This window comes from Bradyrhizobium sp. CFUWI (assembly GCF_056429085.1).
Map to the genome: position 1 here is coordinate 75,736 of NZ_JBWJZE010000004.1, position 18,396 is coordinate 94,131.

General features: G+C 64.1%; 19 protein-coding genes. 12 read left to right on the plus strand and 7 right to left on the minus strand.

The features are described from left to right. Positions 1-106: 106 nt before the first annotated feature. From AC066S_RS10810 to AC066S_RS10835, 6 genes are all read left to right on the plus strand, one after another. A complete protein-coding gene (locus AC066S_RS10810; RefSeq protein ID WP_478269632.1) occupies positions 107-1,090 on the plus strand; it encodes a small ribosomal subunit Rsm22 family protein in 984 nt (327 codons plus the stop codon). 136 nt (positions 1,091-1,226) lie between these two features. Next, on the plus strand, positions 1,227-1,787 hold the full coding sequence (locus tag AC066S_RS10815; protein WP_126260457.1) for a LemA family protein: 561 nt from the start codon (positions 1,227-1,229) through the stop codon (positions 1,785-1,787). A gap of 145 nt (positions 1,788-1,932) precedes the next feature. Beyond that, a complete protein-coding gene (locus AC066S_RS10820) occupies positions 1,933-3,177 on the plus strand; it encodes a M48 family metallopeptidase (protein WP_478269633.1) in 1,245 nt (414 codons plus the stop codon). A 204-nt stretch (positions 3,178-3,381) separates the two neighbouring features. Beyond that, positions 3,382-4,134, plus strand: a complete 753-nt coding sequence (locus AC066S_RS10825; protein WP_135167764.1) for a P-loop NTPase family protein — start codon at positions 3,382-3,384, stop codon at positions 4,132-4,134. Positions 4,135-4,194: 60 nt separating this feature from the next. Continuing rightward, positions 4,195-4,863: a hypothetical protein gene (locus AC066S_RS10830; RefSeq protein WP_135167763.1), complete on the plus strand. Its 669-nt coding sequence runs from the start codon at positions 4,195-4,197 to the stop codon at positions 4,861-4,863. Between the two features lie 83 nt (positions 4,864-4,946). Next, entirely contained in the window at positions 4,947-5,279 is a 333-nt protein-coding gene (locus AC066S_RS10835; RefSeq protein WP_478269634.1) for a GIY-YIG nuclease family protein, read from the plus strand. Positions 5,280-5,293: 14 nt separating this feature from the next. Here AC066S_RS10835 and AC066S_RS10840 read toward each other — a convergent pair whose 3' ends face one another. The 6 genes from AC066S_RS10840 to petA form a co-directional block, all read right to left on the minus strand. Further along, positions 5,294-5,833, minus strand: a complete 540-nt coding sequence (locus AC066S_RS10840; RefSeq protein ID WP_018323310.1) for an adenine phosphoribosyltransferase — start codon at positions 5,831-5,833, stop codon at positions 5,294-5,296. Between the two features lie 115 nt (positions 5,834-5,948). After that, positions 5,949-8,117 (minus strand): anthranilate synthase component I, encoded by a 2,169-nt coding sequence (locus AC066S_RS10845; RefSeq protein WP_126260462.1) that lies wholly within the window; start codon positions 8,115-8,117, stop codon positions 5,949-5,951. A gap of 262 nt (positions 8,118-8,379) precedes the next feature. After that, on the minus strand, positions 8,380-8,991 hold the full coding sequence (locus AC066S_RS10850; RefSeq protein WP_478269635.1) for a hypothetical protein: 612 nt from the start codon (positions 8,989-8,991) through the stop codon (positions 8,380-8,382). 37 nt (positions 8,992-9,028) lie between these two features. Continuing rightward, positions 9,029-9,703, minus strand: a complete 675-nt coding sequence (locus AC066S_RS10855; RefSeq protein ID WP_126260463.1) for a dienelactone hydrolase family protein — start codon at positions 9,701-9,703, stop codon at positions 9,029-9,031. A gap of 246 nt (positions 9,704-9,949) precedes the next feature. Then, positions 9,950-12,022 carry a cytochrome b/c1 gene (gene fbcH, locus AC066S_RS10860; RefSeq protein WP_478269636.1) on the minus strand — a complete coding sequence of 691 codons (2,073 nt, stop codon included), beginning with the start codon at positions 12,020-12,022 and terminating at the stop codon, positions 9,950-9,952. Positions 12,023-12,084: 62 nt separating this feature from the next. Continuing rightward, complete coding sequence (gene petA / locus AC066S_RS10865) at positions 12,085-12,615, minus strand: ubiquinol-cytochrome c reductase iron-sulfur subunit (RefSeq protein ID WP_028134854.1); 531 nt, start codon at positions 12,613-12,615, stop codon at positions 12,085-12,087. A 279-nt stretch (positions 12,616-12,894) separates the two neighbouring features. Here petA and AC066S_RS10870 point away from each other — a divergent pair, with 279 nt between their 5' ends. The 5 genes from AC066S_RS10870 to AC066S_RS10890 all read left to right on the plus strand — a co-directional run bounded on the left by AC066S_RS10870 (position 12,895) and on the right by AC066S_RS10890 (position 16,452). Next, positions 12,895-13,353 (plus strand): tRNA (cytidine(34)-2'-O)-methyltransferase, encoded by a 459-nt coding sequence (locus tag AC066S_RS10870; protein WP_126260465.1) that lies wholly within the window; start codon positions 12,895-12,897, stop codon positions 13,351-13,353. Positions 13,354-13,388: 35 nt separating this feature from the next. Further along, positions 13,389-14,021: a 7-carboxy-7-deazaguanine synthase gene (gene queE, locus AC066S_RS10875; protein ID WP_126260466.1), complete on the plus strand. Its 633-nt coding sequence runs from the start codon at positions 13,389-13,391 to the stop codon at positions 14,019-14,021. 131 nt (positions 14,022-14,152) lie between these two features. Then, positions 14,153-15,040, plus strand: a complete 888-nt coding sequence (gene hemF / locus AC066S_RS10880; RefSeq protein ID WP_478269637.1) for an oxygen-dependent coproporphyrinogen oxidase — start codon at positions 14,153-14,155, stop codon at positions 15,038-15,040. Between the two features lie 26 nt (positions 15,041-15,066). Next, positions 15,067-15,777, plus strand: a complete 711-nt coding sequence (locus AC066S_RS10885) for an HAD family hydrolase (protein ID WP_164718946.1) — start codon at positions 15,067-15,069, stop codon at positions 15,775-15,777. Positions 15,778-16,251: 474 nt separating this feature from the next. Beyond that, a complete protein-coding gene (locus AC066S_RS10890) occupies positions 16,252-16,452 on the plus strand; it encodes a YodC family protein (RefSeq protein ID WP_126260469.1) in 201 nt (66 codons plus the stop codon). A 134-nt stretch (positions 16,453-16,586) separates the two neighbouring features. Here AC066S_RS10890 and AC066S_RS10895 read toward each other — a convergent pair whose 3' ends face one another. Then, a complete protein-coding gene (locus AC066S_RS10895; protein WP_126260470.1) occupies positions 16,587-17,075 on the minus strand; it encodes a hypothetical protein in 489 nt (162 codons plus the stop codon). A gap of 806 nt (positions 17,076-17,881) precedes the next feature. Between AC066S_RS10895 and AC066S_RS10900 the strand changes: the two genes are divergently transcribed. After that, entirely contained in the window at positions 17,882-18,301 is a 420-nt protein-coding gene (locus AC066S_RS10900; RefSeq protein WP_478269638.1) for a RidA family protein, read from the plus strand. Positions 18,302-18,396: the final 95 nt, after the last annotated feature.

Consider the following 18,396-nt stretch of genomic DNA (forward strand, 5'->3'; position numbering starts at 1 on the left):
GACGTCATCATCCGCGAAGGCGGATGATCCAGTACGCCGTGACATCTCGGTTTACGGCACTGTCTCGGAGTACTGGATGCCCCGCCTTCGCGGGGCATGACCGCGGATGATGATCGCCCCCACCCTCCCCGCCGAACTGAAGGCCGCCCTCGACGCCAAGCTGCAGGGCTTTTCCCGCACCGACGCGGCACAGCGGTCGCAGAAGATCTCGACCACTTATCGCGCCGGCGGCGGCTCCGGCGGCGCGATCAAGTCGGAAGCCGATGCCCTCGCCTACGCGCTGGCGCGCATGCCGGCAACCTATGCGGCGGTGGCTGCGAGCCTGAATGCGCTCACCGAGATCGCGCCCGACTTCGCCCCGGAAACGCTGCTCGACGTCGGCGCGGGCCCGGGCACCGCGAGCTGGGCCGCCGCGGAGGCGTTTCCGTCGCTGCAGGATTTCACGCTTCTCGACGCCAATGCCACGCTGAGCCGCCTCGCGCTCGAGCTGGCGCGCGACAGCTCGCGGCTCGCCGAGTGCCGCTATCTGCCCGGCGATGCCGGCGGAAACCTTGCAGAGGTCTCGCAAGCCGATCTCGTCATCGCCAGCTACGTCATCGGCGAACTCGGTGAGACCGAGCAGCGCGCGCTCACCGAGGCGATGTGGGCGAAAGCGCGCCACGCGCTGGTCGTGATCGAGCCCGGCACGCCCGCCGGCTATGCCCGCATCCTCGCGCTACGCCAGCAACTGATCGCGGCCGGCGCCTACGTCGCCGCGCCCTGCCCGCACGAAAAGCCCTGCCCGCTCATCGCGCCCGATTGGTGCCATTTCAGCCAGCGCCTGCCGCGCTCGCAGGCGCACCGCCAGATCAAGGGCGCCGAGGTGCCGTTCGAGGACGAGCGCTTTATCTACGTCGCCCTGACCCGCACAGCGCCCGCAAGCCGCGCCGCGCGCGTGCTGGCGCCGCCGGACGTCGGCAAGGCCGAGATCACGGCCAAGCTCTGCACAGAAGACGGCGTTGAGCTCGCGACGGTACCTCGGCGCGACAAGGCGGCCTATGCAGCTGCCCGGCGCTGGCGCTGGGGCGACACCGTCATGGCCGAAAGTTAACCTCGTTCCTCGCCTTGCCTTGAACTTGGCCGGCTCTCCGTTCGACCAAGTCTAACCCCCCTCCGCGTCGGGCTCTCATCCTGCACCAATCTGGTCTATCCTAGCGCCCGCCTTCTTTCCCCTTCAGGAGTTCTCCATGTCGACCGGCTGGATCGTTCTCGGCGTCATCGTCGTCCTCGCGCTGTTCGCCTTCAGCGCGTATAACCGCCTCGTGGCGCTGAGCCAGCGCGTCGGCCAGGCCTTTGCCGATATCGACGTGCAGCTCAAGCAGCGCCACGATCTGATCCCGAACCTCGTCGAAACGGTAAAGGGCTATGCCTCGCATGAGCGCGGCACGCTCGACGACGTCATCAAGGCGCGCAATTCGGCAATGTCGGCGCAAGGTCCCGCGCAGGTATCCGCAGCCGAGAACCAGCTGTCCGGCGCGCTCGGCCGGCTGATCGCGCTGTCCGAAGCCTACCCGGACCTCAAGGCCAATGCCAATTTCCAGCAGCTCGCATCCGAGCTCTCCGACCTCGAGAACAAGATCGCGGCGAGCCGCCGCTTCTTCAACAGCGCGGTCCAGGAATACAACACCGGCATCCAGCAGCTGCCGGCTGCGCTGTTCGCCGGCATGTTCGGCTTCACCAAGAAGGACTTCTTCGATCTCGGCGCCAGCCGCACCGAGGTCGAGGCCGTACCCCAGGTGAAGTTCTGATTGCCTGATATGTCGATTGTTCTTCTCCGTCAATCCGGGGCGTTGCAAAGCGACGAACCCGGAATCTCGATCGAGATCCCCAATCTCTGGATTCCGGGTTCAGGCCTCCGGCCTGCCCCGGAATGACGGTGATGAGGAAGCAGCCATGGCCGCCTATGGTCTCTACACGCATATCGCCTCGAACAAGTTTCGTTCGATGCTGCTGCTCGGCGGCCTGTTCGCGCTGGTTTATGTGCTGGTCTATGCCGGCGCCCTGGTCGCCGAAGTCTTCATCAACGGCAATGAGACCGTCGCGTACTATCTGAGGCATGCCTTCTCCGACCTGCTCAAGGCCGCGCCCGTTGCGACGATCGTGGCGGCGGTCTGGATCGTGATCGCCTATTTCTTCCATCAGTCGATGATCGATGCGGTGACCGGCGGCCATGACGTCACCCGGCGGGAGGAGCCGCGGCTCTACAACCTGCTCGAAAACCTCTGCATCTCGCGCGGCATCACCATGCCGAAGCTGAAGATCATGGAGAGCCCGGCGCTGAACGCGTTCGCGACCGGCCTCAATCCCAGGCAATATTCCATCACCGTCACCACCGGTCTCCTCGATGCGCTTGATGACAAGGAGATCGAGGCGGTGCTGGGCCACGAGCTGACCCATATCAAGAACGGCGACGTCCAGCTGATGGTGGTCGCCGTCATCATCGCCGGCGTGGTCGGCTTCTTCGGCGAGATGTTCTTTCGCCTGTTCACGAATTTCAACTGGAGCTCCGGCTCCGGCGGCTCGTGGTCCTCGGGCTCCTCCTCGTCGTCGCGCTCGTCCTCGTCATCGAGCGACAGCAAGAGCTCCGGCGGCGGCGCGGTGATCGTGATCATCATCGCGATCGTGCTGATCGTGGTGGCCTGGCTGCTGTCTCAGGTGGTCAAGCTCGCGCTGTCGCGGTCGCGCGAGTATCTCGCCGACGCCGGCTCCGTCGAGCTGACGAAGGATCCCGATGCGATGATCTCGGCGCTGCGCAAGATCGAGAATCGCGGCGAGCTGCCCGGCGCGACCTCGGCCGTGATGGAGCTCTGCGTCGACAATCCCCGCGAAGGCTTTGCCGATCTGTTCGCAACCCACCCCTCGGTGCAATCCCGGGTCGATGCACTGGTCAAGTTTGCCGGCGGTCATGATCCGGGCCCGCTGCCGCCGACCGAGGCAACGGACGAGCCCGAGGCCCCAGCCGACCAGCAGGACGCCCCGCCGCCGCCAAATCACGGCCCCTGGAACGATGCCGGCGGCCCTGTCGCTCCGCCGCCCGTGCCTGCACCCGGCCCCTCCGGAACTGCGAACAGCAACCCCATGGGCACGCCGGCCGGCAATTCCATGGGCAATCCTATGGGTCCTTGGGGGCGTCATTGAGCATGCGGTGTGCCGCCATGCGCGGCAGTTTCGCCGCGATTGGGAAAAACTTCAGGAATTGCCGTATCGACATGCCGAGGAATTGAATTCTCCCTTGTTTCTGCCATGTTCGCGCCCAACAGCAGACTTGGGACATCCTTGGGACATCGATTTGGGGCCCGGCCGATTGCGACCTCGCGATCGGGGGCGCGTTAGGGGACAGCAATGGCAAAGCCGGCAGTGGTTGTGGTGGGTGCGGACAAGGGCGGGGTCGGCAAGACCACGGTGTCGCGCACCTTGCTCGATTATTTCTCAGCCAACAACGTGCCGACGCGTGCCTTCGACACGGAATCGCCCCGCGGAACCCTGAAGCGCTTCCACCCCGACATCACCGAGATCGTCGACATGACGACGACGTCGGATCAGATGAAGATCTTCGATACGCTCAATGCGACCAGCCCGTCGGTGACCGTGATCGACGTCCGCGCCGGCCTGCTCTCGCCGGCGCTCGCCTCGCTGCGCGACATCGGTTTCCTCGACGCCGCCAAGGCCGGGCAGATCACCTTCGCGGTATTCCACATCCTGGGACCCTCGATCGCCTCGCTGGACGAGATCGCCGAGACCGCCGGCTTCATGACCGGTGCAAAATATTTCCTGGTGAAGAACTTCATCAACGACACCCAGTTCTTCCAGTGGGACCAGGCGACCTATAATTCCTACTTCCACCGCATCAAGGACGCCACCGAGCTGACCATCCCCAAGCTCAACGAAATGGCCTATGAGCAGGTCGAGGTGTCCTCCGTTCCGTTCCTGAAGTTCGTCGCCAACAAGGGCATCAACGACGAGGCCGCGAACTATTCCTTCGTGCTGCGCGGCTATGTCCGGCACTGGCTGGCCAACGTCTGGAGCGAGTTCGACCGCATCCGCCTGACCGACATCGTCGGTTCGAAGCCCGCCACCCGCAACAGCGAAAAATAGTTGCGCAAGCCGGGCTGATACGGCTGGATTGGTCGCCAAGTTCGACTGATATAGCTGTCGATGTCCGCAACGCCCGTCTACATCATCTGCTCGCCACGCCCGCAGGTCGGCAAGACCCTGCTGGCGCGGCTTTTGAGCGAGTTCCTGCTGCTCAAGAACGGCAACGTCGCGGCCTTCGACGTCAATCTGAAGGAGCCGTCGCTGCTCGACTACCTGCCCGGCGTCACCGAGACCGCCGACGTGATCGACACCTACGGCAAGATGCAGCTGATGGACCGCGTCATCGTCGACGACGGGCTTGCCAAGGTGATCGACCTCGGCTTCCACGCCTTCGACGAGTTCTTCAAGATGACCGACGAGATCGGCCTGTTGAAGGAAGCAGCCCGCCGCCATGTCGCGCCCCAGATCCTGTTCATCGCCGATACCGACCGCGTCTCGGCCCGCGCCCACGAGATGCTGCGCACGCAGATCCCGCGCATGAACCTGATCACGGTCGACAACGAATATGTGGTGCGCGGCGAGCTGCCGGCCGCGATGGAAGGCGGCCGGCTGCTCCGCCTGCCCGCACTGCCCGGCTTCCTCAAGACCTATGTCGACCGGCTGAACTTCTCCTTCACCCGCTATCTGCGCCAGGAGAAGGACTCCTCCACCGAGCTGCATCAGTGGACCCGGCGCAATTACCTCGCCTTCCGCGAGCTCGAGCTCAATCTGATCCTGCAACGGTCCTGAATATTTTACCCGGGTAATATTGACAGAAGCCACACGTGCCGCTACTGGGGTCGCAGCAACGCCCTCAGTTAAAAGGCCCGTCCGTGAGCATCGACCGGAAAGCAGCGATCACCGCCTATAAGGAGCGCAAGACCATTGCGGGCGTCTACGTCGTGCGCTGTGCAGCGTCGGGGCAGGCCTGGGTCGGCCAGGCGCCGAACCTGGAGACGATTCAGAACCGCATCTGGTTCTCGCTGCGCCAGGGCAGCCACACCTGCCGCAGCCTCCAGGCCGCCTGGACCACGCATGGCGAGGCCGGCCTGGCGTTTGCCGAATGCGAGCGGCTGGAGGACGAGGAGAGCGCCTATGTCAGGAACGCGCTCATGAAAGAGCGCCTGCTGCATTGGCAGGCAGAGCTGAAGGCCGAGCTGATCTGACCGCGGCAAGCGGCTCAGTGGCCTTCGAACGTCATCAGCGTGCGCACCGGCACGTCCATGGCGCGCAGCTTGGCGGCGCCGCCGAGCTCGGGCAGGTCGATGATGAAGCAGGCGGCGACCACGTTGGCGCCGATCTGGCGCAGCAGCTTCACCGCGCCTTCCGCGGTGCCGCCGGTAGCGATGAGATCGTCGACCAGGATGACGCGCTCGCCGGGCTGGATCGCGTCGACATGCATCTCCATCTCGTCGATGCCGTATTCGAGCGAGTAGGCGATGCGCACGGTGGTGTGCGGCAGCTTGCCCTTCTTGCGGATCGGCACGAAGCCGGCCGAGAGCTGGTGCGCCACCGCGCCGCCGATGATGAAGCCCCTCGCCTCCATGCCCGCGACCTTGTCGATCTTGTTGCCGGCCCAGGGATTGACGAGTTCGTCGACCGCGCGGCGGAAGGCGCGCGCATCGGCGAGCAGCGTGGTGATGTCGCGGAACATGATCCCCGGCTTGGGATAGTCGGGAATGGTGCGGACGCTCGCCTTGATGTCGTGGTCAAAGGTCATGGTTATCTCGCTCTGGTGTTTCCACCGTCATTGCGAGCGAAGCGAAGCAATCCAGGCCTTCTCCGCGGCAGCAGTCTGGATTGCTTCGTCGCTTCGCTCCTCGCAATGACGGCCCCTATTCAATCCGCCCAGCATCCAGCCGGAACGCGTTTTCAACAATACGTAGTCCCACTTCATTGCCGAGCGACATCAGCGATTCCGGATGGAATTGCACGCCGGCGACCGGCAGGGTCTTGTGCTCCAGCGCCATGGCGACGCCGTCCTCGGTGCTGGCGGTGACGGACAACACCTCCGGCATGCTGTCGCGTTCGACATAGAGCGAATGATAGCGGCCGATGACGATCTCATTCGGCAAATTGCGCATCAGGCGCCCGCCGCGCACCTGCACCCGCGAGGGCCGGCCGTGCGCGGGATGCGTCAACTGCCCAAGCTCGCCGCCGAAATATTCGCCGATGGCCTGGACGCCGAGGCAGACGCCGAACACCGGCAGCTTCTTCTCCAGCGCCGCATCGATCGTCTTCTTGATCGCAAAATCTTCCGGCCTGCCGGGGCCCGGCGACAGCACCAGCAAATCCCAGGTCTTCTGCCTGAGCATGTCGAGCGCGTGCACATGGCGGACCACGGTGACGTCGGCGCCGACCTGGCGGAAATAATCGGCCAGCATGTGCACGAAGCTGTCGTCGTGGTCGATCAGCAACACCCGCTTGCCCGAGCCGGTTGCATCGGGCGCGAAGGTCGACAGCGGCTTCGGCGGATCGCCGCGCAGCGCCTGGAACAGCGCGGCGGCCTTGACCTGGCATTCGCGGTCTTCCGCGGCCGGATCGGAATCGAACAGGCAGGTGGCGCCGACGCGCACTTCGGCGAGGCCATCCTTCATGCGAATGGTGCGGATGGTGAGGCCGGTATTGATGCTGCCGTCGAAATTCACCGCCCCGATCGCACCGGCATACCAGCGCCGCGGCGAGCGCTCGTGATCCTCGACGAATTGCATCGCCCAGAGCTTTGGCGCGCCTGTCACGGTCACGGCCCAGGCATGGGTGAGGAACGCATCGAGCGCGTCGAAGCCGGGGCGCAGCATGCCCTCGACATGATCGACGGTGTGGAACAGCTTCGAATAGGTCTCGATCTGGCGGCGCGCCAGCACCTTGATAGTGCCGGGGACACAGACGCGCGCCTTGTCGTTGCGGTCGACGTCGGTGCACATGTTGAGCTCGAACTCGTCCTTCTCCGAGTTCAGCAATTGGCGGATCTGCTCGGCATCGCCGATCGCATCAAGGCCGCGCGCGATCGTGCCCGAGATCGGGCAGGTCTCGACGCGACGTCCGTCCGAGCGCACGAACATTTCCGGCGAGGCGGAGACGAGAAACTCTCCCTCCCCCAGATTCATCAGCGCGCCGTAGGGCGAGGGGTTGATGACGCACAGGCGCTGGAAGACTTCGGCCGGCGAGCGGTCGCAGGGCTCGGCGAACAGCTGTCCCGGCACCGCCTCGAACAGATCTCCGCGGGCAAAGGCGGCGCGCGCGGTCTCGACCGTGGCCTGATATTCGCCGGGCGCGTGATCGGCAAAGCCCTGGCGCGGCGTCTTCAGGTACGGGCTCTCCGCGGTCTCGCGCGGCAGGCCCTCGGTCGACTTGCCCTTCCAGGCGAAGTCGTAGGCGAGCACGACGCCGCGGCCGGTGGCGCGGTCATAGGCCAGCAGACGATCGGGCACATAGAGCACGATGTCGCGCTGGTCCTGCTCACGCGGGCGCTTCTGCACGAGGTCCTCGATCTGGAACACGAGGTCATAGGCGAAGGCACCGAACAGGCCGAGCAGCCCGTCGTCATTGGCGAAGAAAGCGGCGATGATGTCGCGTACCAGCGACATCACGCTGGCGCGCCGCGTGCGCTGGTCCTCCTCGACCGGCGCGTCGCCGCGGACGATGTGGCCGGCAAGGCGCGTCGCGGTCTTCTCGGAGATCACCACGCAGGGCTCGCGCAGGACGTCGCCGAGGAAGGCGATCAGCACCTCTCCTCGCCGGTTGAGCGCCTCGAGCTTGAAATTGATGCCTGTGGTCTCGAGCTTGAGCGGCGGATCGGAGAAGCCGAGGTCAAAGCTCTCGTAGCGACCGGGGACGGTCGTGCCCGACGACAGCACCACGCCGCGGCGGCGGTCGAGCAGATTGATCAGGTCGTCGAGCCGGCTGGCGCCGCCGGTAAACTGCTCAGCCACGCGCGTGATCGCAAGACCGGCGCGGGTCGCATAGTCGCTTCTGGCCGGAAGGGCAAAGACGGTCCTGTTCATGTCGTCCTCTTACGAAACTTGCCGAGGGAACGCCACACAGGACAAACGATCAGGCCGCCGCACTGCGTGGGCGACCTTCGACGATTTTGGGAAAAGAAATCGCACCGGCCACCTCGTCAGGAGGTGCGCCACCAAAGACGGGCTGGGCGGACGGCGGTGCTCATGGGGCGATACTCACCATGGCGCGGGGACGGCGTCAAGGTGAGAAAACCCGCCCCCCGCGCGGCGGAGCCGTGCCGCGCTCGGCTGCCGCCCACGCCGGCTAAAGCTCCTCGGCCTGCGGCTCCCAACCGAACCTGCTCTTCTTCCGATCCCATTTGAGCACGGAATAGCCGTCGCATTCCATGCATTCCCAAAGGACGGGCTTGCCGCCCTTGTCCTTCGAAAGAGCTCCGAATTGGCGGTTCGTACGTACGGCGTCGAGAAAGCGGATCTTCGGCTTCCCGCCGTCCGGCTGATCGAGGACCAGCATGAACCTGCCTTTTGGACCCGCACACTCCTGAAACACGCCGACCACGGCGATCTGCCTCGTGGCGGCGCCGTCGAAGCGCCCCTCGATCGCAAAGGACATGCCGGCGCCCTTCATCGCATCAGCGCCACTCTCGAACAGCAGCTCCTTGGGAATGAGGTCCTTGCGGAATTCGGTCGCCTTGCACCAGCTCTTGCGGATCTGGTTCGCGGGGATGCCGCGAACTTCGGTCGTGAACGGATGGAATTCCGCGATGACCCACCAGGCCTCTTTCTTGAGGTCGCCATTCAACGTGACGAAGGCCTGCTCGGCTGCCGCCTGAACCGTCGTCAAGGCGACGACGCCGGCAATGCCGGCCACGCCCCGAACGATCAGGCCGAGCACGCGGCCCGTGAGAGACGACATCGCCATACTTCACTGCTCCCGATCGATCGCTCCGGTCTCACCCCAGATGCTTGCGGAAAAACTCCGTCGCCCTGCCCCAGGCGAGCTCGGCGGCTTCGCGGTCGTGCACGGCCTGGCGCTGCTCGTTGACGAAGGCGTGCTCGGCGTCATAGCGGAACAGCTCGAGCGACTTGCCGGCAGCCTTCATGGCCTTCTCGAAGCCGTTGACCAGCTCCGGCGTGCACCAATCGTCCTTGTTGGCGAAATGGGCCTGGAGCGGAATCTTGACGTCGGCGGGCTTGGCGGCTTGCTCCGGCGGGATGCCGTAGAACACGACGCCGGCCGCGAGCTCCGGGATCCTGGTCGCGCCGATGATGGTGACGGCCCCGCCGAGGCAGAAGCCGGTGAGCCCGACCTTGGCGCCATTGCGCGCCAGATATTGCGCGGCGCCGCGCACCGTCTGCGTGGTGGCGTCCATGAAGTCGAGCGAGTTCATCTCCTTGTTGGCGCTGTCCGTGTCGTGATACGGCACCACCTTGCCCTTGTAGAGATCGGGCGCCAGCGCATCGAAGCCAGCCAGCGCAAAGCGGTCGCACAGGCCCTTGATCTGGTCCGACAACCCCCACCATTCCTGAATCACGACCACGCCCGGCGCGTTGCCGCGCGCGGCATTGGCGAGATAGCCCGAGGCGTCCTTGCCGTCCGGACGCTTGAAGGTGATGGCGGTTCCCATGGTGTCCTCCGGTGAGTTTCTGAGGGAGCGGTTGACGGGTATTCTGGCCGCTGGACGCGCGCGGCGCAATCCACACTCCCGTCATTCCGGGGCGCGCGATAGCGCGAACCCGGAATCCATCGGGCCTCAACGTCGGTGGATGAATGGATTCCGGATTCGCGCCAAGAGGCGCGCCCCGGAATGGCGGCTCGACAAAAAAGCCCCCTTGCGGGGGCTTTTTCATTTCTCGTCTCGTCAGGCGCGGCCTCAGTGCGAGCTGGCCCAGACCTTCTTCTTGGTGAAGTACATCAGGCCCGCGAACAGGACCAGGAACACGAAGACCTGGAAGCCGAGACGCTTGCGCGCTTCCATGTGCGGCTCGGCGGTCCACATCAGGAACGTGGTGACGTCCTTGGCGTACTGGGCGACGGTGGCCGGCGAGCCGTCGTCATAGGTCACCTGGCCGTCGCTGAGCGGCTTCGGCATCTTGATGGCGTGGCCCGGGAAGTACCTGTTGAAGTAGGAGCCCTCCGGGATGGTGACGCCCTCCGGCACCTTGTCCTCATAGCCCTGGAGCAGCGCGGTGACATAGTCAGGCCCCTGCTCCTGATACTGGGTGAAGGCGTCGAAGATGAACCAGGGGAAGCCGCGCTTGTAGGAGCGAGCCTTGGTAATCAGGGACAGGTCGGGCGGCGCCGCACCACCGTTCGCCGCACGTGCAGCCTGCTCGTTCGGGAATGGCGAGGGGAAATAGTCCGCCGGCCGGCCCGCACGCTCGAACATGTCGCCCGCATCGTTCGGGCCGTCCTTGACCTTGTACTCGGCCGCAAACGCCGACGCCTGCGCCACCGAATAGCCGGGCCCACCGGGCTCGGCGAGGTTGCGGAAGGCGACATAGGACAGGCCGTGGCAGCTGGCGCAGACCTCCTTGTAGACCTTCAGGCCACGCTGCAGCGCCCCGCGGTCAAACGTACCGAAGGGGCCCGAGAACGACCATTTGTTGCCGGGCGGCCTGTCGCTGCCTTCGGACGCCTTCGCGCTGTCGATGGAGCCCGCGAACAACGAACCGGCGAGCGCCAGCACGATCGCGGTCGAGACCATCGGCGTCGACCGGCTGCCGGTCTTGGCGAGCACTGCATCCGAGATCGAGTTCGGCACCGGCCGCGGCTTCTCGATGCGCGCGAGCAGCGGCAGCACGATCAGGAAGTAGGCGAAGTAGCAAAAGGTCAGGACCCGGCCGGCAATGACGTAGATGCCTTCCGGCGGCTGCGCGCCGAGATAGCCGAGCAGGATGCAGACAACGACGAAGATCCAGAAGAACTGCTTGGCCAGCGGGCGATACTTCGACGACTTCGTCTTCGCGGCGTCCAGCCAGGGCAGGAAGCACAGGATGATGATCGCGCCGAACATCGCGACGACACCCGCGAGCTTGTCCGGAATCGAGCGCAGGATCGCGTAGAACGGCAGGTAATACCATTCCGGCACGATGTGCGGCGGCGTTACGCCCGGGTTCGCCGGAATGTAGTTGTCGGCGTCGCCGAGATAGTTCGGCATGTAGAAGATGAACCAGGCGTAGAGCAGCATGAAGCAGACGACGCCGAACATGTCCTTGATGGTGGCATGCGGCGTGAACGGCACCGTGTCCTTCTCCGTCTTCGGCTCGACGCCGTCAGGATTGTTCTGGCCGGCGACGTGCAGCGCCCAGACGTGCAGCACGACGACGCCCGCGATCACGAACGGCAGCAGATAGTGCAGCGAGAAGAAGCGGTTCAGTGTCGGGTTGCCGACCGCATAGCCGCCCCACAGCAGCGTCACGATGCTCTCGCCGACATAGGGAATGGCGGAGAACAGGTTGGTGATGACGGTGGCGCCCCAGAAGCTCATCTGGCCCCAGGGCAGCACGTAGCCCATGAAGCCCGTGGCCATCATCAGGAGGTAGATGATGACGCCGAGGATCCACAACACCTCGCGCGGCTCCTTGTACGACCCGTAATAGAGGCCGCGGAACATATGGACGTAGACGGCGACGAAGAACATCGAGGCGCCGACCGCGTGCATGTTGCGCAGCAGCCAGCCGTAGTTCACGTCGCGAACGATCAGCTCGACCGACTTGAAGGCGAGATCGGCATGCGGCGTATAGTGCATCGCCAGGATCACGCCGGTCAGGATCTGCATCCCCAGCATGAAGGAGAGGATGGCGCCGAAGGTCCACCAATAGTTCAGGTTACGCGGGGTGGGATAGGCGACGAACGAGGAGTGCATGAGGCCGAAGATCGGCAGGCGCCGCTCGATCCATTGCAGGGCCGGATTGCTCGGCTGGTAGTCGGATGGTCCGCTCATGATGCGATCCTGAGGAAATAATACGACGAGACGGCGCGAAGCTTCGGACGAAGGTCCAAAGCTCAGCCGATCTGGATTTTGGTGTCGGAAACGAACTGGTACGGCGGCACCGGCAGGTTCGAGGGCGCAGGGCCCTGGCGGATGCGGCCGGACGTATCGTACACCGAACCATGGCAGGGGCAGAAGAACCCGTCGTAGCTGCCTTCATGAGCAATCGGGATGCAGCCGAGATGGGTGCAGATACCGATCACGACCAGCCACTGATCGTGACCGGACTTGACCCGAGCCTCGTCGGTCTGCGGATCGGGCAGGCTCGCCACGTTGACGGCGCGCGCCTCCTCGATCTGCTTCTTGGTGCGGTGGCTGATGTAGATCGGCTTGCCGCGCCAGAACACCTTGATGTCCTGGCCCTCGGCGATCGGGCTGAGATCGACCTCGATCGGCGCACCGGCGGCGATGGTCGAGGCGTCAGGATTCATTTGGGAGATGAAGGGCCAGAGCGCGGCCGCGCCCCCTACTGCTGCAGCTGCCCCGGTTGCAACGAATAAGAAATCACGGCGTGTCGGATGGTCCGCCGAAGACGCTGTCGTCACGATTCCAACCCTTTCTTCTTGTGCAACCGGTGGAAACCGCTCCAGGGGGCGCCCATGAGGCCCCCGGAAAGGCTGCCGGCGCCCGCGGCCCCCCGCGGCGGCAGAACTTTGCTTATTCGCCTCTAAACAGGCGAAACAGCAGTCCAGAATCGTTCTATTGGCACCCTTGCCGGGCGAGCGCAAGCCCGCTATCGGCGCGGGGGCGTGCCATGCACGAATTCCCGGGCAGGCGATGTTTTATTGAGACATTTCCGTCCCGCAGCCAACCCGCCACTCCCGATGCAGATAGCGCTTTTCCAACCCGACATCCCTCAGAACACCGGCACGATTCTCAGGCTCTGCGCCTGCCTCGGACTGGACGCCCATATCATCGAACCGGCGGGGTTCCCGGTGTCCGACCGCGCGTTCCGCCGGGCGGGAATGGACTACCTCGGCCATGTCAGCATCGTCAGGCACGATTCCTGGTTGAAATTCGAGGACTGGCGCGCCGCGCATGGCCACCGCCTGCTGCTGTTCACGACCAAGGCGGCCACCGACTATCGCGATTTCCGTTACCAGACGTCGGACATCCTGCTATTCGGGCGCGAGAGCGCCGGCGTCACCGAGGCGGTGGTCGAGGCCGCGGATGCGCGGCTGGTGATCCCGATCAAGGCCGGGCTGCGGTCGCTCAATGTCGCCATGACCGCGGCGATGGCCGCAGGCGAGGCGCTGCGGCAGATCCGGAACCCGCAAGTCTGAAGGTTCAACAAGTCTGAAGGTTTGAGGAGAGACGATTGAGTTACGCGGTCAAGGAAATCTTCCTGACCCTGCAAGGCGAAGGCGCCCACGCCGGGCGCGCCTCCGTGTTCTGCCGCTTTGCCGGCTGCAACCTCTGGAGCGGGCGCGAGGCGGACCGGCTTGAGGCCACTTGCAAGTTCTGCGACACCGACTTCGTCGGGACCGACGGCACGCTCGGCGGCCGCTACGGCTCGGCCGCCGAGCTCGCCGATACCATCGCCGCGCAATGGCGCGCCGCCGAAGCGAGCCGCTACGTGGTGCTCACCGGCGGCGAGCCGCTGCTCCAGGTCGACACCGCGCTGATCGAGGCGCTCCACGCCCGCGGCTTCGAGATCGGCGTCGAGACCAACGGCACCATCGAAGCGCCTGATGGCCTCGACTGGATCTGCGTCAGTCCCAAGGGCGGCAGCGAGCTGGTGCTGCGCCGGGGCCACGAGCTGAAGCTGGTCTACCCGCAGGCCCTCGCCGCGCCCGAGACGTTCGAGAACCTCGCTTTCGAGCGCTTCTCGCTGCAGCCGATGGATGGACCCGAGGTGATCGAGAACACCGCGCGCGCGATCGACTATTGCCTGCGCCATCCGCAATGGCGGCTCAGCGTGCAGACGCATAAATCGCTCGGCATCAGATAGGGACAGATCTCGCAGGGTGGGCAAAGCGAAGCGTGCCCACCACTCAGGATGACGACAAAGACGTGGGCACGGCGCAAGGGAGCCTTTGCCCACCCTATGGCACTACGCATGGCAAGCGACCGGGAATGAAGATGGACAGTTCGACGATCGAAGACCGCAAGACCCGCGCCCGCACCTGGTTCGAAGCCTTGCGCGACGACATCTGCGCGAGCTTCGAGCTGCTCGAGGACGACGCCCCGCACGACCTCTATCCGGGCGAGGCCGGCCGTTTCAAGCGCACGCCCTGGCAGCGCGCCGACCATACCGGCGCGCCCGGCGGCGGCGGGGTGATGTCGATGATGCATGGCCGGCTGTTCGAGAAGGTGGGCGTGCACTGCTCGACCGTGCACGGCGAGTTCGCCCCTGAATTTCGCGCCCAGATTCCCGGCGCGGCGGACGACCCGAAGTTCTGGGCCTCCGGCATCTCGCTGATCGCGCATATGCGCAATCCGAACGTGCCCGCCGTGCACATGAACACGCGCTTCGTCGTCACCACGAAAGCCTGGTTCGGCGGCGGCGCCGACCTCACGCCGGTGCTCGACCGCCGCCGCACGCAGGACGATGCCGACGCGATCGCCTTCCACGCCGCGATGAAGGAGGCCTGCGCGCAGAACAGCGGCGTTGCCGACTACGACAAGTACAAGACATGGTGCGACGAGTATTTCTACCTGCCGCACCGCAAGGAGTCGCGCGGCATCGGCGGCATCTTCTACGACTGGCACGACAGCGGCGACTGGGACGCCGACCTCGCCTTCACCAAGGACGTCGGCCGCGCTTTCCTGAAGATCTACCCCGAGATCGTCCGGCGCAATTTCGCCAGCGCCTGGACCGCCGCCGACCGCGAGGAGCAATTGGTCCGGCGCGGCCGCTATGTCGAGTTCAACCTGCTCTATGATCGCGGCACCATCTTCGGGCTCAAGACCGGCGGCAACGTCGATTCGATCCTGTCATCGATGCCGCCGGAGGTGAAGTGGCCGTGACCGTTTCGAAGCCGCTCCCCCGCGCCATGCTGATCGACATGGACGACACCATTCTGTCGGCCTATGGCCGGCCCGAGATCGCCTGGAACACGATCGCGAACGAGTTTGCCGAGGAGCTTGCGCCGCTGCCGCCGCCGCAGGTCGCGACCGCAGTGCTCGCCTATGCGCGGCAGTTCTGGTCGACCGCGGAGCCGATCTGGCGGATGAAGCTCGGCGAGGCGCGGCGGCTCACGGTGCGCGGCGGCTTCGCCGCGCTCGCCGCCGACGGCCATCGCGCCCTGTCGGACGATCTCGCCGATCGCATCGCCGACCGCTTCACCACCTACCGCGAGGAAGCGATCTTCGTCTTCCCCGGTGCGCATGATGCGATCGACGCGTTCAGGGCACGCGGCGTCAAGCTCGCGCTGGTCACCAACGGCGCCGCCGACATGCAGCGCGCCAAGGTCGAGCGGTTCGAGCTGGCGCATCGCTTCGACCACATCCAGATCGAGGGCGAGCACGGTTTCGGCAAGCCCGAGGAGCGCGCCTATCTGCATGCAATGGAGGCGCTCGGCGTCACGCCTGCGGACACCTGGATGATCGGCGACAATCTGGAATGGGAAGTCGTGACGCCGCAACGCCTCGGCATCTATTCGATCTGGATCGACGTGCACGGCGACGGCCTGCCCGAAGGCTCGACCGTCAAGCCCGACCGCATCATCCGCTCGCTGACCGAATTGGTGCCGGGCCGGTCCTGAGCAGGCCTCCAAACAAAAAATCGAAAAACAACCCCATGCACAGTAGACGGCCCCAGCAAGATCAAGGCCTTACGGATTTTACGAAACGCCCCTGATCCGTCGGGCAAAACAGGGGTATGATGTCATCGTCGAAATTCGCGACGGGGAGGTCTTCGCGCTGCATTCGTCTGCCCGGCGAGCCGTGATGCGGTCGGGATGAGGCGTCTTCGCGCTGCATGCAATTCTACCAGCGCCTGGGCGCACCCTCGATCGCTAGGCCGTGCCGCATCTTCTGCTGCTGCAGAGGAGCGACTAAAGCATCATGGAGTCAGGCTCGATCGGCGCGGGCGATGACCTCTCTGATCTCTCCTGATTTGCGTCGCCCTCTCCGCCACCCCGCCGGCGGAATTTCCCGTCGGGGCCAGCCGGCGTGATCGGCCTGTCATGACCGCTTGCTAGGCTGCCCTGCAGATCGATCACGCGAAAGGACAATCCATGGAATTGAAAGCCGGCGATCTCGTGATGTTGAAATCCGGCGGTCAGCCGCTGACGGTTGCGGAGGTGAAGGAGAACGACGTGCTCTGCCTCTGGATGGGCATGGAAGGCGACCTGTTCCGCGAGACGCTGCCACTGGCCGTGCTGGTGCAGGTGGAAGAGGAAGATGAGGAGGAAGAAGACGACGAGGACGAAGAGTAGGCGCGCTCAAGACCGCATCCCGGCCAGGCCGGCCTGCTCGGCTCCAGCGCGTTCGATGTCTGCTGATCTGCCAATCGCGGGCAACAGCTGACATGGCTGGATGTTGCAGTAGGGCCAATAGCCGACCCGCCGCATCACAGATTTTTCACCAAGCGCCGGTGGAGCGTTGCGGCGTTGGGCTGCCTGGCGGCCCACTCCAAATTACGTTCGCCATCGATCTTCACCCAAAACGTACGAGTCGGCGCATCGCTGCCAGTGAGCGAGTTGAACGTACATGATGCCCTTTCTCGCATGATGGCACCGACGGAATCCTGAGCTTGGAAGTCGATGAGCGCCACATACTGAACCGGCGGGTGGCGCGCTGATTGCATCATGAATCTTCTGGTTGACTCGGGTACGGCCCGTTCCGGCTCGGCGAAAAATTCGTCCCACGTGATCGTTCTTCTGGAGTCTTCCAGGTCGATCCGTTGATAGGTGGAGGGATCCGCCAGCCGCTCTTGAATCGCCTTTTCGCAGGTCTGCACAAATTGAGACGTGAACGGCGGATAGCTACGCACGTAAGCATTACCGAGACCAGCGACACCGAGGACAACGAATGCTGCAATGGCAAGCTTGATTTTCATCTCTGATTCTTGCAAGTCCGCCAACTTGGATTGGAGCGGATGGAAGTAGGTTGCGCACCGTCACTCACGCATTTGCACGCGCTGACGTAAAAAACAAAGGCCATCACGCCGTTCACAACAAGAACACCGAAGTAAACGACAGCTGCGTATTCAGCGGGAAGCTGAAGAATTAGCATTGCAATGAGTACGATGCTTGCCCATGCAACATTAATCATGAATCTCTTGAACAGCACTCCAAGGGTTGGGACACCTGCGAACCAGTCGCTCAAAAGAAACACAGACTCATACGGCCTCGGGCCAGCAAGCAGCAACGAACGGACTACCGTAACTCGATTAAGGCTAAGCGTGCATTAACCGGCGCGCACAACCCTTCATTCTAGAGTGTGGTACTTTGCCGCTGGCGCGTGTGACGGCGAGTTGTCCGATTTATTCTGGCCAGAACGTCTGGTTTGGGCGTCGACGATGCCGATACGCGGTCAGGTTCGCTTTGCCCATGGCAGCCGATAGGCGAACGAACCCCGAGTCTTGTCGGCATGGGTCAACAGCTGCCGCGGACAGTCTCGAGCGGAATGTGTTCGGTTGAGTCGATGCGTACGGAGAACTCGGATCACCTCTCCCGTAGGGAGAGGTCGGATCGCATCGAAGATGCGGCCGGCGACGTGTCACTTCGGTCCCCCTCGATCAGCAGACCATTTCTGAGGCCAACCGAACTTCGCCCTCGGGCCCCCAAGCTGAAGTGTCTTTATCGCAGTTGTGTGCTATTCCGTCGCGGCGCAATCAGCCCCGCACCAAGATAAGGAGCTACAATGAGCCGATCCGTACAGGCCGCTGCAGGATTGTTTGACAGTCGGCCCTATGGCTTTGCTCAGGTCGCAATCGTCCGGACGCCGTTCGGTGACGTTGCCAATATCTCTGGCCAAGTCGCTTGGGATGCCGATCGAAAAATCATTGGTGCCGGCGACATCGGGCGTCAACTTGAAAAGAGCCTTGAAAATCTAGCTAGCGCACTGGCTTCGGTTGGCGCGACGCTCAATGACGTCGGCGCACTTCGCCTATACATCAAGCAGGAACATCTGCACGAAAGCGAGGCGATCAGTGGCGCGCTCAGGGCAACATTCGGAGACAATCCGCCTTGCGCAACGTGGATCGGGGTGCCGAGCCTTGCCAATGATGCGTTCCTGATTGAGGTGGAGCCTTCCAGCGTTTTCCTTGCGCGCGTAGTGTAAACGACCGCTTCGGGTCATAAGTTGCCCGCAGACCGTTGAGCCGGCGCCTTCCGGTTGACTCCGCAGCCGACGTTTATGAGAACGAGCCTCGATCG